The organism is Psychrobacter sp. T6-5, assembly GCF_052258485.2.
Taxonomy (GTDB): Bacteria; Pseudomonadota; Gammaproteobacteria; order Pseudomonadales; family Moraxellaceae; genus Psychrobacter.
This window is the reverse complement of sequence record NZ_JBQQEY020000001.1, coordinates 2,347,251-2,368,310: the sequence shown is the minus strand read 5'-3', so window position 1 is coordinate 2,368,310 and position 21,060 is coordinate 2,347,251. Positions and strand designations below refer to the sequence as shown.

Annotated in this window: 13 protein-coding genes; 6 read left to right on the top strand and 7 right to left on the bottom strand. The window is 43.7% G+C overall.

All coding sequences use genetic code 11. From position 1 onward, the window contains the following. Window positions 1–388: 388 nt before the first annotated feature. Both ppsR and sthA read left to right on the top strand, forming a co-directional pair. Window positions 389–1,285, top strand: a complete 897-nt coding sequence (ppsR, locus tag ACTXGK_RS24710) for a phosphoenolpyruvate synthetase regulatory kinase/phosphorylase PpsR (protein WP_371531258.1) — start codon at window positions 389–391, stop codon at window positions 1,283–1,285. 158 nt (window positions 1,286–1,443) lie between these two features. Next, window positions 1,444–3,093, top strand: coding sequence for a Si-specific NAD(P)(+) transhydrogenase (sthA, locus tag ACTXGK_RS24705; protein ID WP_443515431.1), 1,650 nt, complete (start codon window positions 1,444–1,446; stop codon window positions 3,091–3,093). Window positions 3,094–3,185: 92 nt separating this feature from the next. Here sthA and ACTXGK_RS24700 read toward each other — a convergent pair whose 3' ends face one another. The 5 genes from ACTXGK_RS24700 to ACTXGK_RS24680 all read right to left on the bottom strand — a co-directional run bounded on the left by ACTXGK_RS24700 (window position 3,186) and on the right by ACTXGK_RS24680 (window position 9,637). Continuing rightward, window positions 3,186–4,376 (bottom strand): ABC transporter permease, encoded by a 1,191-nt coding sequence (locus ACTXGK_RS24700; protein WP_443515138.1) that lies wholly within the window; start codon window positions 4,374–4,376, stop codon window positions 3,186–3,188. Then, window positions 4,376–5,686 carry an ABC transporter permease gene (locus tag ACTXGK_RS24695; protein WP_443515140.1) on the bottom strand — a complete coding sequence of 437 codons (1,311 nt, stop codon included), beginning with the start codon at window positions 5,684–5,686 and terminating at the stop codon, window positions 4,376–4,378. The genes ACTXGK_RS24700 and ACTXGK_RS24695 overlap by 1 nt, the downstream gene beginning before the upstream one ends. Before the next feature lie 3 nt (window positions 5,687–5,689). Further along, complete coding sequence (locus tag ACTXGK_RS24690) at window positions 5,690–6,889, bottom strand: HlyD family secretion protein (protein WP_443515142.1); 1,200 nt, start codon at window positions 6,887–6,889, stop codon at window positions 5,690–5,692. Window positions 6,890–6,937: 48 nt separating this feature from the next. Then, window positions 6,938–7,804, bottom strand: a complete 867-nt coding sequence (locus tag ACTXGK_RS24685) for a YihY/virulence factor BrkB family protein (protein ID WP_443515144.1) — start codon at window positions 7,802–7,804, stop codon at window positions 6,938–6,940. A gap of 165 nt (window positions 7,805–7,969) precedes the next feature. Then, a complete protein-coding gene (locus ACTXGK_RS24680) occupies window positions 7,970–9,637 on the bottom strand; it encodes a TolC family protein (RefSeq protein WP_443515146.1) in 1,668 nt (555 codons plus the stop codon). Window positions 9,638–10,135: 498 nt separating this feature from the next. On the opposite strand from ACTXGK_RS24680, the gene ACTXGK_RS24675 reads away from it, so the two are divergent. The 4 genes from ACTXGK_RS24675 to ACTXGK_RS24660 all read left to right on the top strand — a co-directional run bounded on the left by ACTXGK_RS24675 (window position 10,136) and on the right by ACTXGK_RS24660 (window position 14,801). Beyond that, window positions 10,136–11,782: an FGGY family carbohydrate kinase gene (locus ACTXGK_RS24675; protein WP_443515148.1), complete on the top strand. Its 1,647-nt coding sequence runs from the start codon at window positions 10,136–10,138 to the stop codon at window positions 11,780–11,782. Window positions 11,783–12,030: 248 nt separating this feature from the next. Beyond that, window positions 12,031–12,543, top strand: a complete 513-nt coding sequence (locus ACTXGK_RS24670) for a hypothetical protein (RefSeq protein ID WP_201599679.1) — start codon at window positions 12,031–12,033, stop codon at window positions 12,541–12,543. 308 nt (window positions 12,544–12,851) lie between these two features. Continuing rightward, on the top strand, window positions 12,852–13,871 hold the full coding sequence (locus ACTXGK_RS24665; protein ID WP_443515150.1) for an endonuclease/exonuclease/phosphatase family protein: 1,020 nt from the start codon (window positions 12,852–12,854) through the stop codon (window positions 13,869–13,871). A 237-nt stretch (window positions 13,872–14,108) separates the two neighbouring features. Then, the gene (locus tag ACTXGK_RS24660; RefSeq protein WP_058025302.1) at window positions 14,109–14,801 is read left to right on the top strand and encodes a TetR/AcrR family transcriptional regulator; all 693 of its coding nucleotides are present in this window, start codon (window positions 14,109–14,111) and stop codon (window positions 14,799–14,801) included. A 73-nt stretch (window positions 14,802–14,874) separates the two neighbouring features. Here ACTXGK_RS24660 and ACTXGK_RS24655 read toward each other — a convergent pair whose 3' ends face one another. After that, complete coding sequence (locus ACTXGK_RS24655) at window positions 14,875–15,660, bottom strand: hypothetical protein (protein WP_443515152.1); 786 nt, start codon at window positions 15,658–15,660, stop codon at window positions 14,875–14,877. A gap of 123 nt (window positions 15,661–15,783) precedes the next feature. Beyond that, the gene (locus ACTXGK_RS24650; protein ID WP_443515154.1) at window positions 15,784–21,015 is read right to left on the bottom strand and encodes a hypothetical protein; all 5,232 of its coding nucleotides are present in this window, start codon (window positions 21,013–21,015) and stop codon (window positions 15,784–15,786) included. Window positions 21,016–21,060: the final 45 nt, after the last annotated feature.

The window sequence follows — 21,060 nt, the reverse complement described above, 5'->3', positions numbered from 1 at the left end:
ATATGTATTAATAACTGCTAATTAGGTTAAAAATAAACATGTCTAAAGCAGGTTTATTTGAATTATTCGCGAAATTTCTACCTTTATATACGGCATGTGATATCAACAGCAGATAACTGACCACAAATTAGGGGTGATGTGTGAACTTAAAACAGCATGAGTCTCTAAGTGTACACCTGTAACATTGATTTCTATTAGGGTGCTAATATGCGTATAATGTAGCGGATAGATAAGTGATGTATATGGCTATATAAATGTGCAATAGCAGCGCTGCCATCGTTCTGTATTTAAAAGAGATAAGGCAGCCAAAGTTAGATAAATGCTATTAGATCAATACTAAAAATGAAATGAAGATCATTATTGAGTTTTCAACCGAGGTGTCAACGTTATGTACTCAAGCAATCCATCTGAACAAGTCAAGTCCACTATCCAAAATCGTCATGCGTTAAACTTGGACAGCTCACAAGCCATCAGAACGGCATTTTTTATCTCAGATGGCACCGCAATTACGGCTGAGACTCTCGGACGCGCTATTTTAAGTCAGTTTGCCTCCGTCCCTTTTGAGACAAGAGTGTTGCCATACGTCGATAGCTTAGAGCGTGCTGACGATGCTGTGGAGCAAATCAACATGGCGTATCAACGTGATGGGTCGTTGCCGTTGGTGTTTGATACGATCGTCAATCCAGAGATTCGCGAAAAAATCAATTCAGCACACAGCTGTAATTTGGATATGTACGAAGGGTTGATTGGCCGCGTTGCAGAAGAGACTGGCGTAGAGCCAGATGGTCATTCAGGTCATGCGCATGATGATGTTGATTCTGAGACATACAAAGAGCGTATCGATGCAGTCCATTTCGCCTTAGACAATGATGATGGGGCGCGTACTCGTCATTATAATGCAGCAGATATTATTTTGGTGGGTGTGTCACGATCTGGTAAGACGCCGACTTCTTTATATTTAGCATTACAATTTGGTATCCGAGCCGCTAACTATCCTTTGACCGAAGATGATCTATACGACAATCAACTACCAAAAGCGCTCCGTGAGCATAAAGACAAACTGTTTGGTTTGCTCATTGATACCGATCGCTTGGTAAAAATCCGTCAAGAGCGCCGTGCGGGCAGTCGTTACTCAAGTTATCAGCAATGCCAGCAAGAACAGCGCGCGATACAGGGAATTTATATCACGCACGGTATCCCAAGCTTAGATGTATCAGAGATGTCTGTTGAAGAAATTGCGACGCGTATTTTACAGATGACAGGTCTTAAACGCCGCATTGGGTAATGGACTATTAATTTTATAATATGTAATCGTCATCAAGTTTGTAAAAAGTATATTCATGCCTTATGGTGAGGACAACTTTACTAAGTTGCTTGAATATTAAAAATATTAACTCGTGCACATAGATATTAATAGAGCAAACAATATATAAAGAGGACATGATGGTAAGTAAGAATATAAGTGACGCAACCAATGATACTGGTAAAGACGTCCATACTGAAGTATCGAATAAATCTAATGGTCGTTCGCCCAATCCTGAACATACTGAAGGTAAAGACACAAAACAGAAAATCGAGCAGACTCATGAGCAGGTCACTGAAGATATCATGCATCACCCTGATCTCATCAACCCGCTTGATGACACTCGTATTGATATCAAATCTGGATTTACCAAAGATTCTCGTCGACTAAAAAGTGACGATCACGAGTATGAGTATGATGCGGTTGTTTTAGGGGCGGGCCCTGCTGGTGAAGCCGCTGCCATGAAGCTGACCAAATCTGGTAAAAGAGTGGTGGTCGTTGATCCGCGAGATCAGGTAGGTGGTAACTCTACTCATGTCGGTACCATTCCAAGTAAAGCACTGCGCCAATCAGTATTTAACTTAATTAATTTCCGTCGCGACCCGATGTTTACCAAAGCGATGGAGTATAAGCAAGTTCCGCTAAATGAAGTATTGGCTAAGGCGCGTCAAGTAATTCGTCGTCAAGTCAGTACGCACACACGTTTTTATGAGCGCAACCGTATCGAAGTCATTCAAGGCTGGGCAAGTTTCATTGACGCTCATACGCTACGCATTGAAGTCGATGACAATGTCTACGAAACGATTACTTTCAATAAAGCCATCATCACTGTCGGTAGTCGTCCTTACCGTCCGGATATTCTAGACTTCGATCACCCACGCGTCTTTGACTCTGACAAAATCCTACAAATGGATTATGTGGTCAAAAAAATCATCATTTATGGTGCAGGGGTGATTGGCTGTGAGTACGCGTCTATCTTTACCGGTCTTGGCTACAAAGTTGATTTAATCAATAACCAAGATCAGTTGCTCAATTACTTAGACAGCGAAATCAGTGATGCCATCGCGCATGACTTTAGACAGTTCGGTGTGCTTATCCGTAGTAACGAAGAGATTGATCATCTTGAGACTCATGATGATTATGTGGTGTTGCATTTAAAGAGCGGTAAGCGTATCAAATCTGATGCCATTCTTTGGTCAAATGGTCGCTCAGGTAATACTGAAGGCTTAAACTTAGAAGCCATTGGGCTAAAAGCAAACGGCCGTGGTCAGTTAAAAGTAGATGATACTTACTGTACGGACGTCGACAATATCTATGCTGCTGGTGACGTAATCGGCTGGCCATCACTAGCCTCTGCTGCCTATGACCAAGGTCGCTGTGCTGCTGCATTTATGGTCGGTGATAGTGATGCTGAGCCAGTATCTAGTGTACCAACTGGTATCTATACCATTCCTGAAATCTCTTGTATCGGCAAAACAGAGCAAGAGCTAACGGATGAGAAAGTTCCGTATGAAGTGGGTCAAGCGTTCTTCAAACATTTGGCACGTGCACAAATCATCGGTGAACGCTCAGGCGTATTAAAGATATTGTTCCATCGTGATACGTTGGAGATTTTAGGCATTCATTGCTACGGCAACCACGCGTCAGAGATTATTCATATTGGTCAAGCAGTGATGAAGTGTAAGAGTAACAATACGCTTGAGTACTTTGTAAATACGACCTTTAACTATCCAACGATGGCAGAAGCATACCGTGTGGCAGCATTGAATGGTTTGAACCGAGTGTTTTAAACCGTCGCTGTTTATATCGTATAAATAAAAAAGCGCCTACTAACATTAGTAGGCGCTTTTTTTATGCTCATAGATTGAATTAATTTGAAGATTTATAAGTAGGCTCTTTTTTGCGGAATACGCTTGCGTAAAAATAGCAATAAAACAAAATAGAGCAACCACAAGCCAGCCAATGCATAAAACCCTATGGCCACTTGAGAAAGGCTTGCACCCATTTGGTTAAGCTGTACAGAGGTGTTGATCGCAGGAGTAGTCGGTACGATCCAGCGTATTATTTGTAATATTTGAGGCAACTGGTCGGCTGGCCATGGATAGCCACTTAAGAAAAATATCGGTAGTGAAATAAAGATTAAGATCTGCATACTGCGTTCACGCTGCCGGAACCATAATCCGAGCACGCAGCCGAGCGTTGCGACTGTCGGACAAAACAGTGCTAAAAACAATAGCGTTCCAAGCATATTTTGCCCACGTGGATAATGATGCAGCTCAAAAGTCCAGCCATAATAAAAACAGCCAATGATAAAGCTTAGCGTGCTCAACGCTGCGATACGTCCGAGCCAACCGCGTACACTTGCAGCATGACGCCGCTGTTCATACCAAGTGCCAATCAGCATGGCGGTCGCCATCAACAGTGTCTGTTGTAAGATAATGATGGAGACGGCTGGCACGACGTAGGCACCGTAGCCTTCAGTTTGATTATAAAGTGGCATGATTTGTAGTGGTACCGCTTGAGCACTCCGTGCTGCGGTGGGTGCATAAGCGCCTTTCGCGATATTTTTCTTTACCTTGATCCCCGCTGATACGGTACCAACTGCTTTAGAGAATCCCAATTGAACGTTCTTATTTAAAATAAAGTAGCCGCCATTGCCGAGGACGCTGACATATGCTTGCTGCCCTGACATGACTTGTTCTTCAAGGCCGCTTGGAATCACCATATAGCCTGCAATTTGATCGGACCATATGGCTTCTTTGGCCGCTTGTTCATTGATAAAGTGCTCAGTATCTAGATATGGGCTGGCACTTGCATAACGGGCGAGCGTGCGTGACAAGTTACTATTGTCATAATCAACAATACCCACTGGTACATGGTTGACCACTTCAGTTGAGTAGGGCCAAGGATAGAAAAACCCATAGATAATCGGGGCAATAATCAACATCAAAAGTACGCCTTTATCCCCAAAGACATCTTTGAAAGTTTGAATAAAGCTTGTCCAAAATGTTTGAGATGCTGGAGCGATGGCTGATTGAGGCTCTTTGCGCTTGATATTTGATTGTGCGGACATTAGCGTGCTCCCCAACGTTCAGGATGCGCCAATGCGCGTTTGGTCAATAAGGCTGCAAGTAGCATGGCTATCATGGTAGCAACCGCTAAACCATAGACAATGGGTAGAGATATAGCAAGCGGCGCTTGCATTTGTAACTGGGCAATATGCAGCTTGAGGTAATGTGTCAGTGGCAATGCATTCGACCAGTATTGCGCGCTATCACTGATTGCAATATAAGGAAAGGTCACACCAGCAAAGGCATAAGAAGGCGCTGAAATAAAACCAGTGGTTGACAAACCCATACGCAGTGAAAAGGAGTTCAAAGTAAAAATAGCACCAAGCCAGAATGACAGTATCATCAGGCATAACAGGCCGATATATACTGCGATGATTGACCCAATGCTTATATTTTGGTTCGACGTTACAAGCCACAACACCAAAGCTGACCATAAGCTATAGGCCAATATTGGCCAAAAATACTTGCCTAATAGACCGGATAGCAATACTGACATACTGACAGAATTGGGCGTTTTTGAGTCTGATGATGGTGCAGTGTTATTGGTGCTATCTTGTGTGGTATTCAGCGCAGCTGCTTTTTTAGAGGATTTAACCAAGGCTAAGTCAGGCGTACCTGTACTGATAAAGCGATACCAGCGACCAATATTTTTATCGCGCAGCTCGCGACCAATGGTAGTTGCCCCGACGACCATCGCTAATATATGTAGTAGTGCAGGTATGACGGTCGATGCCAAAAACTGCTGATAATTGGTTGCAGCATTGAACAAACTAATACGCTGGATACTGATAGGCGAGTAAGCAGTCATGGCTTGCGACGTCCCTACGCCTTGCTTTATTAATCGTTTGATCTCTACCCCTGCGGACAACGTGCTAGCGACTGCTTGGACAGCCGTTTGAATAATGCCAGAGTGCGTGCCGTACTGGGCGTTTACTTGTAGGACTAAAGGGGCAGGCTTGTTAGACAAAATATTACGCGAAAAGTCCTCAGGAATGATGACAACCGCATAAATATCACGTTGCAAGATTGCGGCTTCTGCATCCGCTTGTGAATAATAAAGCTGTCTAACCGTAAGCGTAGGACTGGCTTCTAAGTAACGTACGGTAGTATTGGCGACAGTACTATTGTCCTGATCGATCACTCCAATGGGTAAATCAGTAATCTGAGTCTGTGAAAATATCCACCAAATCAGCAGCACTGTGGCTAGTGGTATCCATACCACCATACTAAGGTCCCAATGGTTTTTGGCTAAAAAACGGCGCTCGTAAGCGGCGCTACGTAAAAAAGCCTCACTTAACTTAGTCAAGTGCATGGCTTACTCTTGGTTCTGATTGGTAGGATTAATATGCACAACCACACTCATTCCTGAGCGAATGCGAGTATCGGGCGTGGATGGTCGTGCTTTAACCTCAAAGGTACGCACATCAAAACCATCATCATTATTGGTCGGTCGCCAAGTAGCAAAATCAGATAAGGTTGATGTCGCATAAACAGTGAACTGTTTGTTATAAGGCTTATCTGCTGATGACAATGCGGGAATAGTACCTGTAAATGTCTGACCAATAGCGAACTGGTTTAAATAAGACTCAGTGACATTGAGCACTACCCATTGGTCACTGGTATCTACCAATGTCAGCAAAGGAACGCCTTGACCGATGACTTCTCCAGCACTAACAATGACATTGTCCACAATACCGGCAATAGGGCTCTTTAGATTGGCCTCTTCTTTTGCTGCTAGTGCTTCATCTAGCTGGGCATCAACTTGTGCGACTTGAGCGGTAGCCGCTGATTTGTCTTCACTGCGAGCACCTTCTAATGCCAAATCATATTGCAAACGTGCGGCTTCAGTTTGGTCTTGAGTGGCTAGGTATTGCGCGTAAGCCTCATCGCGTTTTTGCCGTGCCATTAATCCTTCTTCATACAGGCGATTGACACGTTGATAGGTGTTTTCTGCCAAATCAGACGCCGCCTTATTGGCTTGCCAAGCGGCTTTGGCTTGAGCGATCTCTTGCGGGCGTGCTCCGTTTTCTGCTTTGTCCAATTGGCTTTGTGCGATTTGCTTACCAGCACGTGCTTGGTTGATCTTGGCATTAATCTCAGGCGAATCCATTTCGATGAGTTGTTGACCCACCGTAACCGTATCACCTTCTGTCACCATAATGTTAGCAATGCGGCCTGCTACCTTTGCAGCGATAGAGGTTTGCTGCATTTGCATCTGCCCTTGAAGCGTAATGACTTCTGGCTCACTATGCTGATTGCTTTTATATAAACCGTATGCAATTGCACCAAGAACACCTAGTACAAACAGTATGAGCAATATCTTTTTCATACGAGCAGATTTATCAGCTTTTGCGTTACCACGACTATAAGCGGGTACAGATTGCTCTGGAGCGTCAGACCCACCAGATACATTTTCTACTGGATCGACGGAAGCTTTTGCATCTCGAGAGGTCACTGACTCGGTTGAATCAACTGATTTATTTAAGTTGTCTGATTCGTTTGGAAATTCAGTCATGACGGTGTGATTCCTAAAGCAGCAAAGTTGAGAACAAAGGATTTATGATTAGTACACTCGAACAGCATAAGGTTTGGCATTGTCTATGGCTTCAGAATTAAAAATCGCACCAAAAGCGACGATAAATGCCGAATAATACAGCCAAAGCATAATGACCACCGCCGCTGACAGCGCCCCAAATTCAGCACTATAGTTGTTGAAGTTTTGCACATAAATCGAAAACAATACGGACAATATAATCCAAAGAACGGTCGCGAGCGTTGCTCCTGGAACCAGTTTTTTTAGTGCAACGGCATCACGATTTGGTGCTAGGCGATAGAGACCTAAAAAGCTTAAAAAGATAATACCCGCTAATACAGGCCATCTGGCCCACAGTGCAACCGTTTCAGCCACTTGAGGGAAGGGGAAATAATTCGCTGCTACAGGGATAATAGCAATAGAAGACACCGCTATCATCAAGACGACTACCGCACCAAAGGTCAGGCTCACTGCTCGAATCGTGCCTTGTATGAAGCTGCGCTCTTGGGTGATATGAAAAGCGAGATTGACAAGGGCAATTAAAGATTTGATGCCTTTGGAGCCAGCATAAAGGGCAAGTAAGGTCGATACGATCAGACTAAACGTCAGCGTGGATTTGGTATTAGAGACCAACTCGCTTAGGCGCGAATTAAGGACTTCGTATACTGTATCAGGTATAAACGGACGCAAAATGGAGATGTGCTCCTGCATCTCAACAGGTGAAAATACGAGACCATAAATCAGCACAAACACCGCCATCGCTGGAAAGATGGATAAAAAACCAAAAAATCCGACACTGGCGCAATGTGCCCAAACATTAGTAGTATTCGCAATAGGCCACGTTTTTAGTAAAGTTTGTAGCCAGTTATTTATCGATTTGGACGTTGGTTTTTTCATAAAACAGTGATTCACTATAGTAATAGTATGGTTTATTGAGCGTTATTTTTTGGTAGCGTCATGCTGATTTGGTATATATCTTCGCACATTAGCCTTATAACACTTAAAATTGAAACGACGACATAGCGCTTATTCGTATACTTTATAAGCTTTCATATATAATCATCATTCAGTGTACAAGGTCGGCAGCTGGATATCAGCGGCATTAAGATAAGCGTTGAAAGCAAGCGGCGTACCGCAGCTTTGCATGAGTGCGGCCAATGACTGTACATAACTGTTGGCAGCTTGCGCTTGCTCAGTACGTGCTTTAAGCGATTGCGTTTGTGCTTGTACCACATCGACTGTGGTATTCACGCCTTCTTGCAATCCTAAGCGGCGCAATCTTAAAACTTCTGCAGCCAAATCAACGTTACTTTGTAGCGCTTGATAGCGTGATTGAGCATTATTAACATCGTGCCAGTTTTTTTCTACCAGCAGTAGCAGATTGTCGCTGACTTCAATCTCAGAAAGATCTGCCTGACGTATTTGAGCATTGCTTGATGCCAATGATGCGGTTTTATCAAGTCCGCCCCATAGCTTCCAACTGGCAGAGATACCAGCGACCCAGCTTGGGTCTTTTTCGAGCTGACTATAACCATATAGCAAGACTGTCGGCTTGTAGCCAGTATCTGATAATGCATGCAACTGCTGAGCCTGCGCGCGTTTGGCGGCGACCTTTTGTAATCCTGGATGATTATTCAGTGCCAAATCCTGAAAATAGCTAACGTCTGGTAGGGGGCGGCTAGAGACAAATAATGGCGTCGTCGGCTTAATACGGTAATCAGTACGTAACAATCGCTGTAGCGCAATCATAGCTAAGCGCGCATCATTATTGGCATTGACGGATTCGCTTTTGGCATCAGCAAGCGCAGACTGTGCTTCTAGTCTATCGACGCGCGAAATAAAGCCTTCTTCAAACAAGCGTTCTGCCATATGATCCGTTTGCTGCAAGGTATCGTAAGCATCCTCACGTAAGTAAGCAGCAATGATCGCCAATTGGGCCTTAAAATACCGTTCAATTAACGTATTATAGAGCTCGTTTTTATCAAGGATGCTATCGGCGACCGCTTCTTGGGTGCGTGCCTCTGAGGCGCCAGTCAATGCATCCGTACGCCCAGCGGTATAAATAGGCCAAACGACTCCAAGACCTGCGCCCGTTGTCGATCCTGAGCGCTTAACATTATAAGAGTCTGGAATTCGCTCACCGACCAACTCCCCAAAGTTTGGTAAATCTGGCAGGTCTGCAATCGGAGGAACCGCATTATCGACAGTATGATTTACTTCGTTGACGATACCGTTTCTGAGAGACGATAAATCTATATCCTCATCCAGATGGTATGCACTGGCAGAGACGCGCGCAAATACGAGGGGGTTGTCGATAGTTCTGAGGGCGTCAGTTTGGTATTCGCTGGCAGCGATGGCTGCTTGATTGGCCGCCATTTTGGGCGAGACTTGAACCAAAATCTTTTGCGCTTGTTCTAGGCTCAAAAAGCTAGAGACTTCTAATGGATAGCTATTATCCACGGCCTTGTGTGTGATTGGATCGATAAGGGTATCTAATGCGCTGTGCTCAGCATGAGTCTCTGCTAATGTATGACTAGGTGCCATTGCTGTCTGAGCTGTCTGATTATTAATCTGACCATCGGCATCTACAATTTTTGTCACAGTCACCGGTGTCATGTCATCTGATGATTCTATATTATCTGAGCCCGTACTCGCATAAGTCACTATAGGGCCGCTCATGAGTGCAACTGTCATCATAGCAGTCGGTAGCGCTGATAAAGTGAATTTCATAAGTCACATAAGCCATTAATTAGAATGTAAGGTATTATAAAATAACGGACAGCATCAATAGATTTTATTGCTCAAAATATAAAGCGGTCATACTATTATAAACGATTTGCTAGTAAGCGAATAAATGATGCTGAAATAAAATATTTGTACTGAAATATCAAAATGCTTGCTAATACGAAAGCGCTAAAAACGTATCGTGCAAAATAAGGCGTACACTGTAGAGCCACAATGGTGACGGGTCAATGCTCAGTATTCTGCTATTCTCTATTGTGTCATCCCTAGCGGTATGATAGAGGTTTGAGCTGTTTTTTAAATATTCGTTTATAAGTAATATCATAGCTTAGAGCTAACCAATTTAAATCAACGTGCTTTTATTTTTATCATTAAATAATTTAGCCAGTCATTTATAAAATATACAGTGATTGATTAACAGCAAATAATGAATGGCGACTGGTTTTCATCAAATAGAACCAACAATATCAGTAGAGGGTATGCGTAATGGCAGGATATATTTTGGCGTTAGATCAAGGGACAACATCAAGTCGAGCTATATTATACGATGATCATGCACGCCCTATTAAAATGGCACAACAGCCAACGACGCTCCAAACGCCAAAAGCGGGATTTGTTGAGCAAGATGCACAGCAAATCTGGCAAACTCAGATCAGCTGTGCGCATGATGTTATCAATCAGGCAGGATTGCTTGCGACTGATGTCACTAGTATCGCGATTACCAATCAGCGTGAGTCTATTGTCATGTGGGACAAGCAAACAGGAAAGCCGCTCGCACCCGCTATTATTTGGCAAGACAGACGCACGGCAAACTATTGCAAGACACTCGCTGCTGAAAGCGCCGATAACAGCATGAATAAAAGTGCCAATCAAAATACTAATCAAGGCACCAATCACAATGATGTTAACAATGACCTTCAATATGATATGGCAGCGGAAGTACAACGCATCACAGGTTTACGCTTAGATCCGTACTTCAGTGCCAGTAAAATTGCTTGGCTGCTCGAAAATAATCCCAAACTCAGCGTACGTGCCAGTAAAGGTGAGGTTGCCGTTGGCACCATTGATAGCTGGCTGATTTATAAGTTAACTGGCGGCGAGCACGTCATCGACGTGACCAATGCTTCTCGTACTTTGCTATTTGATATTCATAAATTGGCATGGTCAGAGACGCTTTGCGATCGGTTTGCCATTCCTATGAATATATTGCCTAAGGTACTGCCATCTGACGGTGATTTTGGCAAAACCAAAAAAGGCCTATTTGCAAAGCAAATACCCATTCAAGCGGTGCTCGGCGATCAGCAAGCCGCGCTCTTTGGTCAAGGCTGTCTTGATGCTGGCATGGCCAAAAACACCTATGGCACAGGGTGCTTTATGCTGATGAATATTGGTCAGCAGCCAAAACTGAGCGAGCACAAGCTGCTAACCACCATTGCATGGCAGCGAAAAATATCGCCAACTCGTCCAGACAATTTATCATTTGATCAAATCGTACAGTCAGGTAAGCGAATGCTACAGCCACCCAAAAAAGAAGTTACCTATGCTTTGGAGGGTAGCGTTTTTATGGCAGGAGCTATCATTCAATGGCTACGTGACAATTTAGGTATGATTCAACAAAGTAGCGATGTCGAAGATTTAGCTCGGCAAGTAGACAGTAGCGAAGATGTGGTGCTATTACCTGCTTTTACTGGATTGGGTGCGCCTTACTGGCGTTCCGATATCAGTGCCAGCATCACTGGCATGAGCCGCGGTACTACCAAAGCCCATATTGCCCGTGCTGCGTTGGAAGCAGTTGCCTATCAGACTTATGATGTGCTCATCGCCATGCAAAAAGACAGCCCTCATCCCTTGACTGAGTTGAGAGTAGATGGCGGCGCTGCAAACAATGATTTGCTGATGCAGTTTCAGGCAGATTTGCTAGATGTTCCAGTGCTACGTCCAAGAGATACAGAAATTACGGCAAAGGGTGCAGCACTACTTGCTGGTTTAAAAACTGGGCTATATGATGAATCGACCATGAAAGCCTCATGGCAAGTGGATCGTACTTTTGAGCCAAGCATGTCGATTGATGTTCGTGAGCAACACCTTGATAAATGGCAACGTGCCATTGCAAGGTCATTAATGCAGATATAGGGTTGATTTTTATAGTAAATTTATCAGTGCTAATCTCTTATGATTACCCAAAGTATGAGCGCACCGTACATGGTCGTCATAAAGATACAGGCTGTAACGCAATGCAATCGTAATACGGACACAGTTTACATAATCAGGCTATCTGTCTCTACCTATAAGTTTCTATACTTCAGTTGGATTTAGCAAGATCGCTAATCTTTTAGCAAATAAGTAATTCAACAAATAATAAATAATTTAGGGACAATACTATGAGTAACCATGACGCTATCGATCGCAGTGAAGTAAAAAACATGTCTAAAGAGACAAAAGAAGATTTGAATGCAGACATTATCACGGGTGAGCCAGGCTCACATCCAGTAGGTACAGGTATTGGCGGTGTAGGCGGTGCAGCAGCAGGTGCAGCCATCGGTACAATGGCAGGTCCATTAGGCACACTAATTGGTGGTGCTATTGGTGCTATCGTTGGTGGCGGCGCAGGTCATGCAGCAGCCGAAGCCATTGATCCAACACACGAAGAAGCTTACTGGCGTGCAGAATATGCAAACGCTGACTATCATAGAGAAGATTATGACTTTGATCGCGATATGCACCCAGCGTATGCGGTAGGCTATGCAAACCGCGCTCGCTATCCAGTAGATGCACGTTTCGAAGATCATGAAGCTGACTTAGAGCGTTCATGGCATGAAGTGAAAGGCGATTCTCGTTTGGCGTGGGATGAGGCGCGTCTAGCATCACGTGATGCATGGCATCGTGTATCGTAGTACGTGTTTTACAAAAAAGTTAGATGTTAAGAATATGACTACTGTTTACTCAATGACTTTAATAGATAGCCAGTTTGATAGGCGATCGGTCTTTTAAAAAAACTGACAAGAGATTACTATTTCGTTGCTGAAAATAGATTGATTGTACGATTGGTTCTATTAATGGCTTTGACCAGCAGTATTTATGTTATTTTAAAACTTCCAAAGTCAAACTTTGGGAGTTTTTTTTGGCATAAAATTTGCTATGAATCTATATGTATGAATATAATATAATATAATATAAGAAAAACAAGAATGACAGGGGACTTATGACTAATAATGACGGTAGTAAACAGTTTTATATTGCCACAGCTAATTTATTGAACTTTGCTAACCCTAATCGCATTTATTATGAGAATGCCCCAGCTTACGACAATAGAGCCTATGAGCATAAGCTAAGTGGTCTGACAGACCTACTGGCTAAAGCACACGCTGATATTATTGCCGTACAAGAAGTATGGGATAGCAATGCACTAGAAGCACTAGCTGTCTCACTAGGATTCAAACCAGAGCAGGTGGTCATTCCGCTTGCAAGTAATGATACTGCAAGCCCATATACTCAAGGTAGAGGCGCACAGGATACGCCAGCCGTTGGTATTATTAGTCGATTTGAGCAGTTAGAGACGACCTTATTAGAAGAGATTGCACCAAAAGCTGTGATTGATATCCCCGATATCGGGCCTCATCAGCATTTTAATCGTCCACCTTTGATATTGCGTGTTGACGCATATGGTCAACCAATAACGATCATCACGGCGCATCTAAAAAGTAAACGTGCGTTTTTCTTACGTGACGAAAATGGTCACCTATTAGAAGACATGGATGATCCAAATATCCGTATTCGTGCCAAGCTTCGTAGTTTGTGCATGCGTGCTGCAGAGGCGGCATCTATTCGTATGTCAATTATGGAACGTTTGCATCACACGCGTGAGCCATTGATACTGCTTGGCGACATGAATGATGTGACTGGTAGCGTAACGACCCAGCTGATGACTGAGACTGGCGAGGTTAATTATGATAAAAGTATGCGTGATGTCGCACTTTTTGACGCCGCTCGTATTCAAGCTCGCTATGGTTGGATGAAAGATGTGGCTTACACCCATATTCATCAAGGTATGCCAGAAGTGATCGATCAGTTGTTTGTCTCAGAAGAGTTCTTACCTGATAGTAAGTTTTCGCTCGGTCAGGTCGAAAGAGTTGATTATTTCAATGACCATCTTAAGTGGGATTATTCTGATAGGGTGACTGATCATGGTATTATAAGAGCGAAAATTAAACTGAATGATTAACTTCATAAAATTAGATAGTTAACTCTAGTAGAGTGTTAATCGATACATTAACTTTTAACCCATTCATGTCCCTTGCTTGATAGTGTACAAGCGTTTATGATGCCTCCTCATTGAGGTTAGTAGCGATAATATTGGCTTTGTATTGCAGTCGATAGCTCGTAATCCGGTCATTTAGGATAAATACTATTCGATGAAGATTATATTTATAAAATAGGGCGTAACATTAAGAGACTTATAATGAGTGATAACAAAGACGAAAAAATTGAAGATGTGTTGGTAGACTCGGAATTGGCAAAAAAACTTGTACCAAACAAGTTTAAATTTACCAGTCAGCAGGGCCGCGCACGTCGTCAAAAACTTTTGGCTGGTGCCAAAAAGTTGAGTGAAACACAAGCCATCAATGATATTACTTTGGCGGCTGTGTGTGAAGAAGCAGGCATACCAAGAGCTTCTGCTTATCATTTCTTCCCTAACATTGAAGCAATATTTTTAGCATTGCGTTTTTTGAATGCGATTGAAATATTAGAGATGGTAGAAACCGTTGATATCGGTAACTATGATAGATGGCAAGGATATCTAACCGCGCTGATTGATCAATGCGTGACGATATTCCACAACGATGAGACCAAAGCCAAACTCATTTATGACACCAATACGCCTGATTTTGAAGGTGATGAATTTGGCGAAGATATGGACCATCAAATTGTTGACTTGGTCTATAAGCGTTTATCAGAGCGTTATGAGATGCCAAATTTTGAGGATATCCAAAACACGTTATTGATTGCTTATAGCATTGTTAATGCGATATTTACCTTGTCTTATCGTCGTCATCAGAATATCACTGAAGACTATATTCAAGAAGCAAATACAGCATTTATCGCGTACTTACGCTGCTATCTACCAGAAAAACTACCACGTAAAAACCGCTAATTCTATTCATAGTAGACACAAAAAAGCCGACAAATCTGTCGGCTTTTTTACCTCCATCATTTAGTAAGGCGCTTTAATTATTTGGTGTTAGATCTTGTCCGCGGCAGATATCATCACTGGCATCTAAAGGCGCATACTGCTTGTAGTAGCTGACGATAGATTGTTCTAAAGCCACGTTAGTCTGTGAATCATGAGCATTCACATAAGCTTCGCGTGCTTGCTCAAGCCAGCGCTCTGCCATACGAAAATGTATGCCTGATTCACGCCACCCTCGCTTACATTGATTGGTTGCTGCCCAAATTAACGCCACTTCACTAAATGCCATTTCACGTGGCGCTGACTCTATACCATCGCTGTCTTTTAGCGCACTCAGCGTTGCCCATAGATCAGGTCGCATTAGAGCAGAAGTAGTAGGGATGTCTTGCTGTAGTTTGATGTTTTGTGCTGTATTATTTTTTAGTGGCTGTAATATATTCTCAGCCATTTCTACTGCTAATGGGCCCTCAGCTGAGCGGCTATTTATACTGTCTTGATGAATAGCATAAGTAAGCCATGCTTGTGCTTTGTAAGCGAGGTACTGCTGATGAGCGGTTTTGTCTTTTTGCTGATAGGGCTGTAGTTGCTCTACCATACAGTTGAGTACACGTTGCTGTGTGCTTTGATATTTATAAGAAGGCGCTTGAGTCTGAATATCATTACGACAGTCTACAACACTATTCGCATCAACGATTTGAGCCGTGTTGTTAGCGATGCTATCTTGTGCTGAAGCAAGGGATACGACACTCAAAAGTAACAGTGCCGAGAGTGCAGTATGTACTGGTTGTTTATAAGCAGTGGTTTTAATGGCAGCTTTAAACATGATGCAAACCTTATCTGAAGGTAATGAGTGTGGGTATTTACCATTATTAGGGCTGACTCTGCGACTCCTGTCTAATCGCTGATTATATTGCCATTAGACAGGAGTTAAGACGCTATCATTGGCTTACAAGGTAGTCGTATTAACTTGCGTAGAGTCACTGTTTAAACGCTTGTTCTTACGTGGGTCTTCACGCTTGAATAGATTTTCATCAAACTTAAAGCGCAATCTAAAGTAAGCCCCTTCTTGAGTACTGTCGTCGTAGGCGATGTCTTCATCTTCAAAGCCCATAAAATTGTAGCCAAGTGACAACCAAAGGTTGGTCATTGGGCTATAGCCCACTTCAGCACCTAACATATAAGACAGATCATCTGCTTGCTTATTCCAGTAAGTACCCGCTTGCAAGCCAACATCCCAACGTTCGCTAATGTCGTAGAGACCGCGACCATAAACAGCGTGAGCAGTGTTGTCACTGGTAATATTGTCTGCTTCATATTCTGTATACTTACCCGCATAGCGACCAGACAAGGTTAAGGCACGCGTTGGATGGTAGTTACCATTCCATGACCAAACGGTGGTGTCTTTTTGATAAGTATCATCACCCGTGTTATTGTCATCCAAACGATACTCAAGCTTTGCAAGCATGTCTAGTTGATTGCTGTCGTAATCACGATAAGCGGCACCAAGTTGGAAACGATTAATCGTGCGATCACCATCATTATAGTCGATGCGCGAATAGGTATCTTTGGCCAATAAGGTAATCTCATCGGTATAACGATAGGCAATACCTGCGCTACCCAGTAAAGTGTCGCTTGTTTCGCCCCAACGTTTCTCAACACGTCCTGATGCTTTGTAGTTTTCTTTGGCAAGATACTCAACGCCAAAACCTGCCGCAGTGGCGGTGTTGTTCTCTGCGCCTTCTAATGACTCAACGCGCTCAAGCAACGTGTTTAGAGTCAGGCCTTCTTGTACATACCACTTGTTTTTTAGACCGATAGCGGCTTCCGCTTCACGCGCACTGATCGCGTCACGCATGCGGTATTCGCTATATACTTTACCGTCTTTCATATAATTGGCGTCAAAGCCAACAACGGTACGTTGACGCTCATCAGTATCATCAAGACCATAGCTACCAGACAAGCTATTGATCAAATCATGACGTGCATACAGACGACCCAAGCCACCGATTGGCGTCTCACCACCGATGGACGTCGCGTTACGTGAACTATTCTCAATATCTTGCTCATACTCTGCAAATACCAAGCTATTATTTAGCTTTGGCAGGCGAGAGGTAATACGGGCACGAACCGTTGTGCCTTCGATATCTTTGTCCGCATCACTAACGCCATTCAACGCTGATTGGTTGATAATGTCGTCATTGAACAGCGTGTCATCAGTAACATCTACCACATCTGTGGCTGCTTGGTTATTGCGTGAGGCAGCAGTGGCATCTTGTTTGTAGTAACGCACACCGATTTCACCAACGACGTTTTCACTCAAACGTTGCTCGATACTGGCTTGTACGCCTTCACGACTCGCGTCAGTAGTATGATCCTTAGTACGTACACCTTCTAATTTCAACGCTGTTTTTTTGTCGTTGAATGTATGGATGACTTCTACGCCAGACTCCGTACGCCCAGCAGTAAGCGGTGACGCACCAGTGACAAATCCTTCATCTGCATCATTGTAATAAGCCTTGGCACGCGTGTCTTTCTTATTATCAAAGTCAAGCTCGACACGTAAGGCATTACCCTCAACATTGTTATCGTCTAATTCTGTGGTGTTGATCTGATTACTTGGCTGAAAATTCGGGTTATCAGCTTTGCTCATCGCATATTCAGCGACCAGCTTTAGCTTATCGTTGAACTTGATAACGCTATTGACACTAGCCAGCTCTTCTTTGTTCAGTGGGTCGTCGCTATTGATGTAGCTACCACCGATAGAGACTTTATTAGTCAGTTGCTGTTTGGCAGCGATACCACCAACCAGATAGTCCTCACCACCTTCGTCGACTTCTACTGTGACACGAATGTAGATAGGATTGCCTTCGAGATCTTGACTCGCAATCGGCGATTTTAAAAATAAGCTGCGGCTAATCGGGTCTATCTCATAATCAGCAAAACGAGTTAGCGTCTCACGGCTGATGATAAGACCGGGATTATTGGCATCACGAGTGATAACTTCGACGATTTCAGAATTTTCTAGTACCGCGTCAAAGTTCTCCGCCAGTGGGTAGGGACCTGAAATACCTAAGCCGCGAGTCTCATTAACGCGCTGACTAGTGCTGGTCTCTGCTAAAAATGCAGTTACGCGAGTATTGTTATCTTCAAATTGCGCTTTTAGACCAGTCAACGTACGGTTGTACTGACCCAGTTTGATGCCTTCATCATTGTCAATTTGTGTTTTTAGATCGCCATACATAGCAAACGAGCGGCCTTTGTCTAGACGGACATAGAGCTTACTGGTTGATTGCGCATCAAAGCCCTTAGCCGATGAGTCACCATAGACAGGATAGTATTCGCCAGGCTCGATATCACGGAATAATCGCTCACCTTTTTTGTCACTGTCATAAGCCAGCGTCAGCAAATAGTCGCCACGTACTTTGCCTTTCAAGAACATCGCCGCACGACCAGATGCTGTATAGTCATCGTTACCGGCAAAATCATTCAGCTCTTGTTCAAAGGCACCTTGAGCATCCGTAATACTGCTACCATCAAAGTCTTTGAGGGAGATAGCACCTTCGACGATACCCACAGCAATGAGTGGACGCAGCTTAGCCGTAAACTGTAGTGGAATTACTTGCTTATTGTTTCCAGTGTTGATGACCAGCTCCCCTTTGCCAGGTGCTGTTGGCGCAGTGATAGGAATGAGCAGCTCGCCGCCACTGACGGTTACTTGTATGCCTGCTTGGTCTTTGTTGGTGTCGGGTAAATTGATACGACCGATATTGGTATCTAAAGTGATGGGGGTATCGGCAATAAAGGGTAGGTTACCCAAATCTTTTAGGCTAATGACCACTTGATATTCGCTGAAGCCATCAGCCTCGACAAAGATGTCTTGGGTACGATAGTCAATGCGTTGCAGACTATCAGGGGCAATCACCTCGATACTTTGTTCGGAAATAATGCTACCTGTGACATCGGTTGCGACGCCGCGCAAAGTATTGCGGCCACGGTCGAGGGCCACGGCGTAATAGTCGAAAGCCGTGACTTGCTGTTTTTCTTGCTCAGCGGTCTTACCAATTTGACTATCAGATATGGCCTTGCCATTGACGTAAAGTGTGAAGCGACCCCCAAGCGGTGCCTGAACTTGTACCAACTGCTTATAAGTAGCCAGCTGTTGTCCGGATTGTAGATTGAGAAATAAGACCTCGTTATTAGGTACTTTTTTGAGGTATTCTTCAAGCTCGATGGCTTTTGGTGGCGTGATGGTGCTCACACTCATTTTTATACGCGGTGTGGTGCTGTTAGTATCTGCTACGATGGCTGAATCGCAATTTAAGCCACTATCTAGGTCATCGTTAGATTTGCAGCCACTAGCATCAATATTATCGTTATAGTCGCGGTTGTAGTCTGGCTCTAGGGTCAGATCACGCTTAATCGCCTGCTCTAAGGCATCGTTTTTGGCATCAACTTGCTTGCTACGTGCAAGAAGATTCTGGTTTAAAAGTTCTGTGCTGTCGCCCATGCCGCCAACGATAGCAAAATCAGCACGATGTAGCTCACCATATTTTAAATCGACAAAGCGGCTGCCTGCGTCACCAGTATTACGACTGCTTTGGGTAATCAGATGTGTACCAACAGGTAGTGTTGTACGGTCGACTTTGAGCACATGAGTTTTGGCGCTGACACCATAGAAGTTATATTTACCTTCAGGATCGGTCACAATGAAGTTACCGTTTTCCATGTAAATGCGTACGCCTGCCACACCTAGCTCGCCATCATCTTTTTGCTGGATGCCGTCGCGGTTGATGTCATGATATAGTTTACCAATGATGATACCGTCGGTATTCATTACGCCGCGATCGACATCGACATGCCATTGCGCCTCTCTTGAGCTTAGGATTTGGTTGTTATTCATGCGCGTGGTGGCAACAGCACGGTTGACTCCATCGCCACCCAGCGCTGATGACCCAATCAAAACGCGATAGGTAATCTCTCTGCTCGTGCCTTGAGGTAAGTCTCCCAAGTGCAGCACTTGGTACTTGCCTTCTGCCTGAAATTCTGTGGTTTGCATGCTATTGATAAGCAAATCGTTATCCACATAGCGTACACTGCCTTTCACATATTCAAAGCCGCGCGGTAGGGCATCCTTTAGTTGTACGTCATAAGCGGTAGCTGCGCCATTATTGGTAATATTAATAGTGTAATTGACATAGTCACCAAGCGCTGCCGATTTGAGATCGCCTTCTTTTTTGACTTGTAGGCTTGGGTTGTTATCGACAATACTAATCTCGCTGCTGTAACCACTGATATTGGTGGTAAAGTCGCTTTTGCTCGGCGTCTCATCTAAACCGACAGACGGATCGATACACGCAACCAATTTAGCTTGTAATGTATCGCCAGTCATCGTTTGGATAATGCTGTCTCTGATAGCATTGGCATTTTTTTCGGTCGGTGCTGACAGACGGTATTTGCCGGTATTATTGCCCGTCTCAATACCTTTCAATGAATAAGTGTCGCCCGTAGTAGGTGAGGTGATGGTCACCCAAATTTGATCAGGCTTATCCGCCTGCACATTACATTGCGCGTAACCAGCTTCAAGATATACATTATCATTGATTTGTGTGCTGCTTTTGTCAGATAAAAAATCTGGGGTGGTAAAGTTTACGCCTGGGGCAACAATGACGAAGCTATCTTTTACTGAGGCGGTTACTGAGCTGTCTTCTAATACTGTTGCGCCAACTTTAATGTCGGTGCTGCTACCATCACTGGCATTGCTATTGGTGACGGCTTGAATGATTAAATCAAGACGCTCACTTTGTCCCAATTTGATTTGGTCAAGACCTGTGATAAGGCGGTCACTTGCATCAATAATGCCGTTTTTATTAAGGTCTTGATAGACTTCAAAGTTCGATAGGCTGCTTGGGTAGTTAAAATTTAGGTTAATAGTAACCGCATCATAGCCTGTGTTGGTGATGGTGTTTTTCCAAGTAACTTTGCTACCTGCCATTACAGTTTGTTTGCTGCCAGCGTCAAAAGATATACTGTATTGGTCAGCATTGACAGTTTGTAGTTGGACGGTATTTGATGCCACGCTCAAAGTGGTTTGTGTGTCGTTAATAGTATAGCGCGCATCTGCAGTGTTATTGATAGTATCAATTATCACAGGTGCTGCAAATGCAGAATGTGATTGCATAAGCAACATAGCTACTGTCAAAACCGATAGCTTAGCTACTAAATG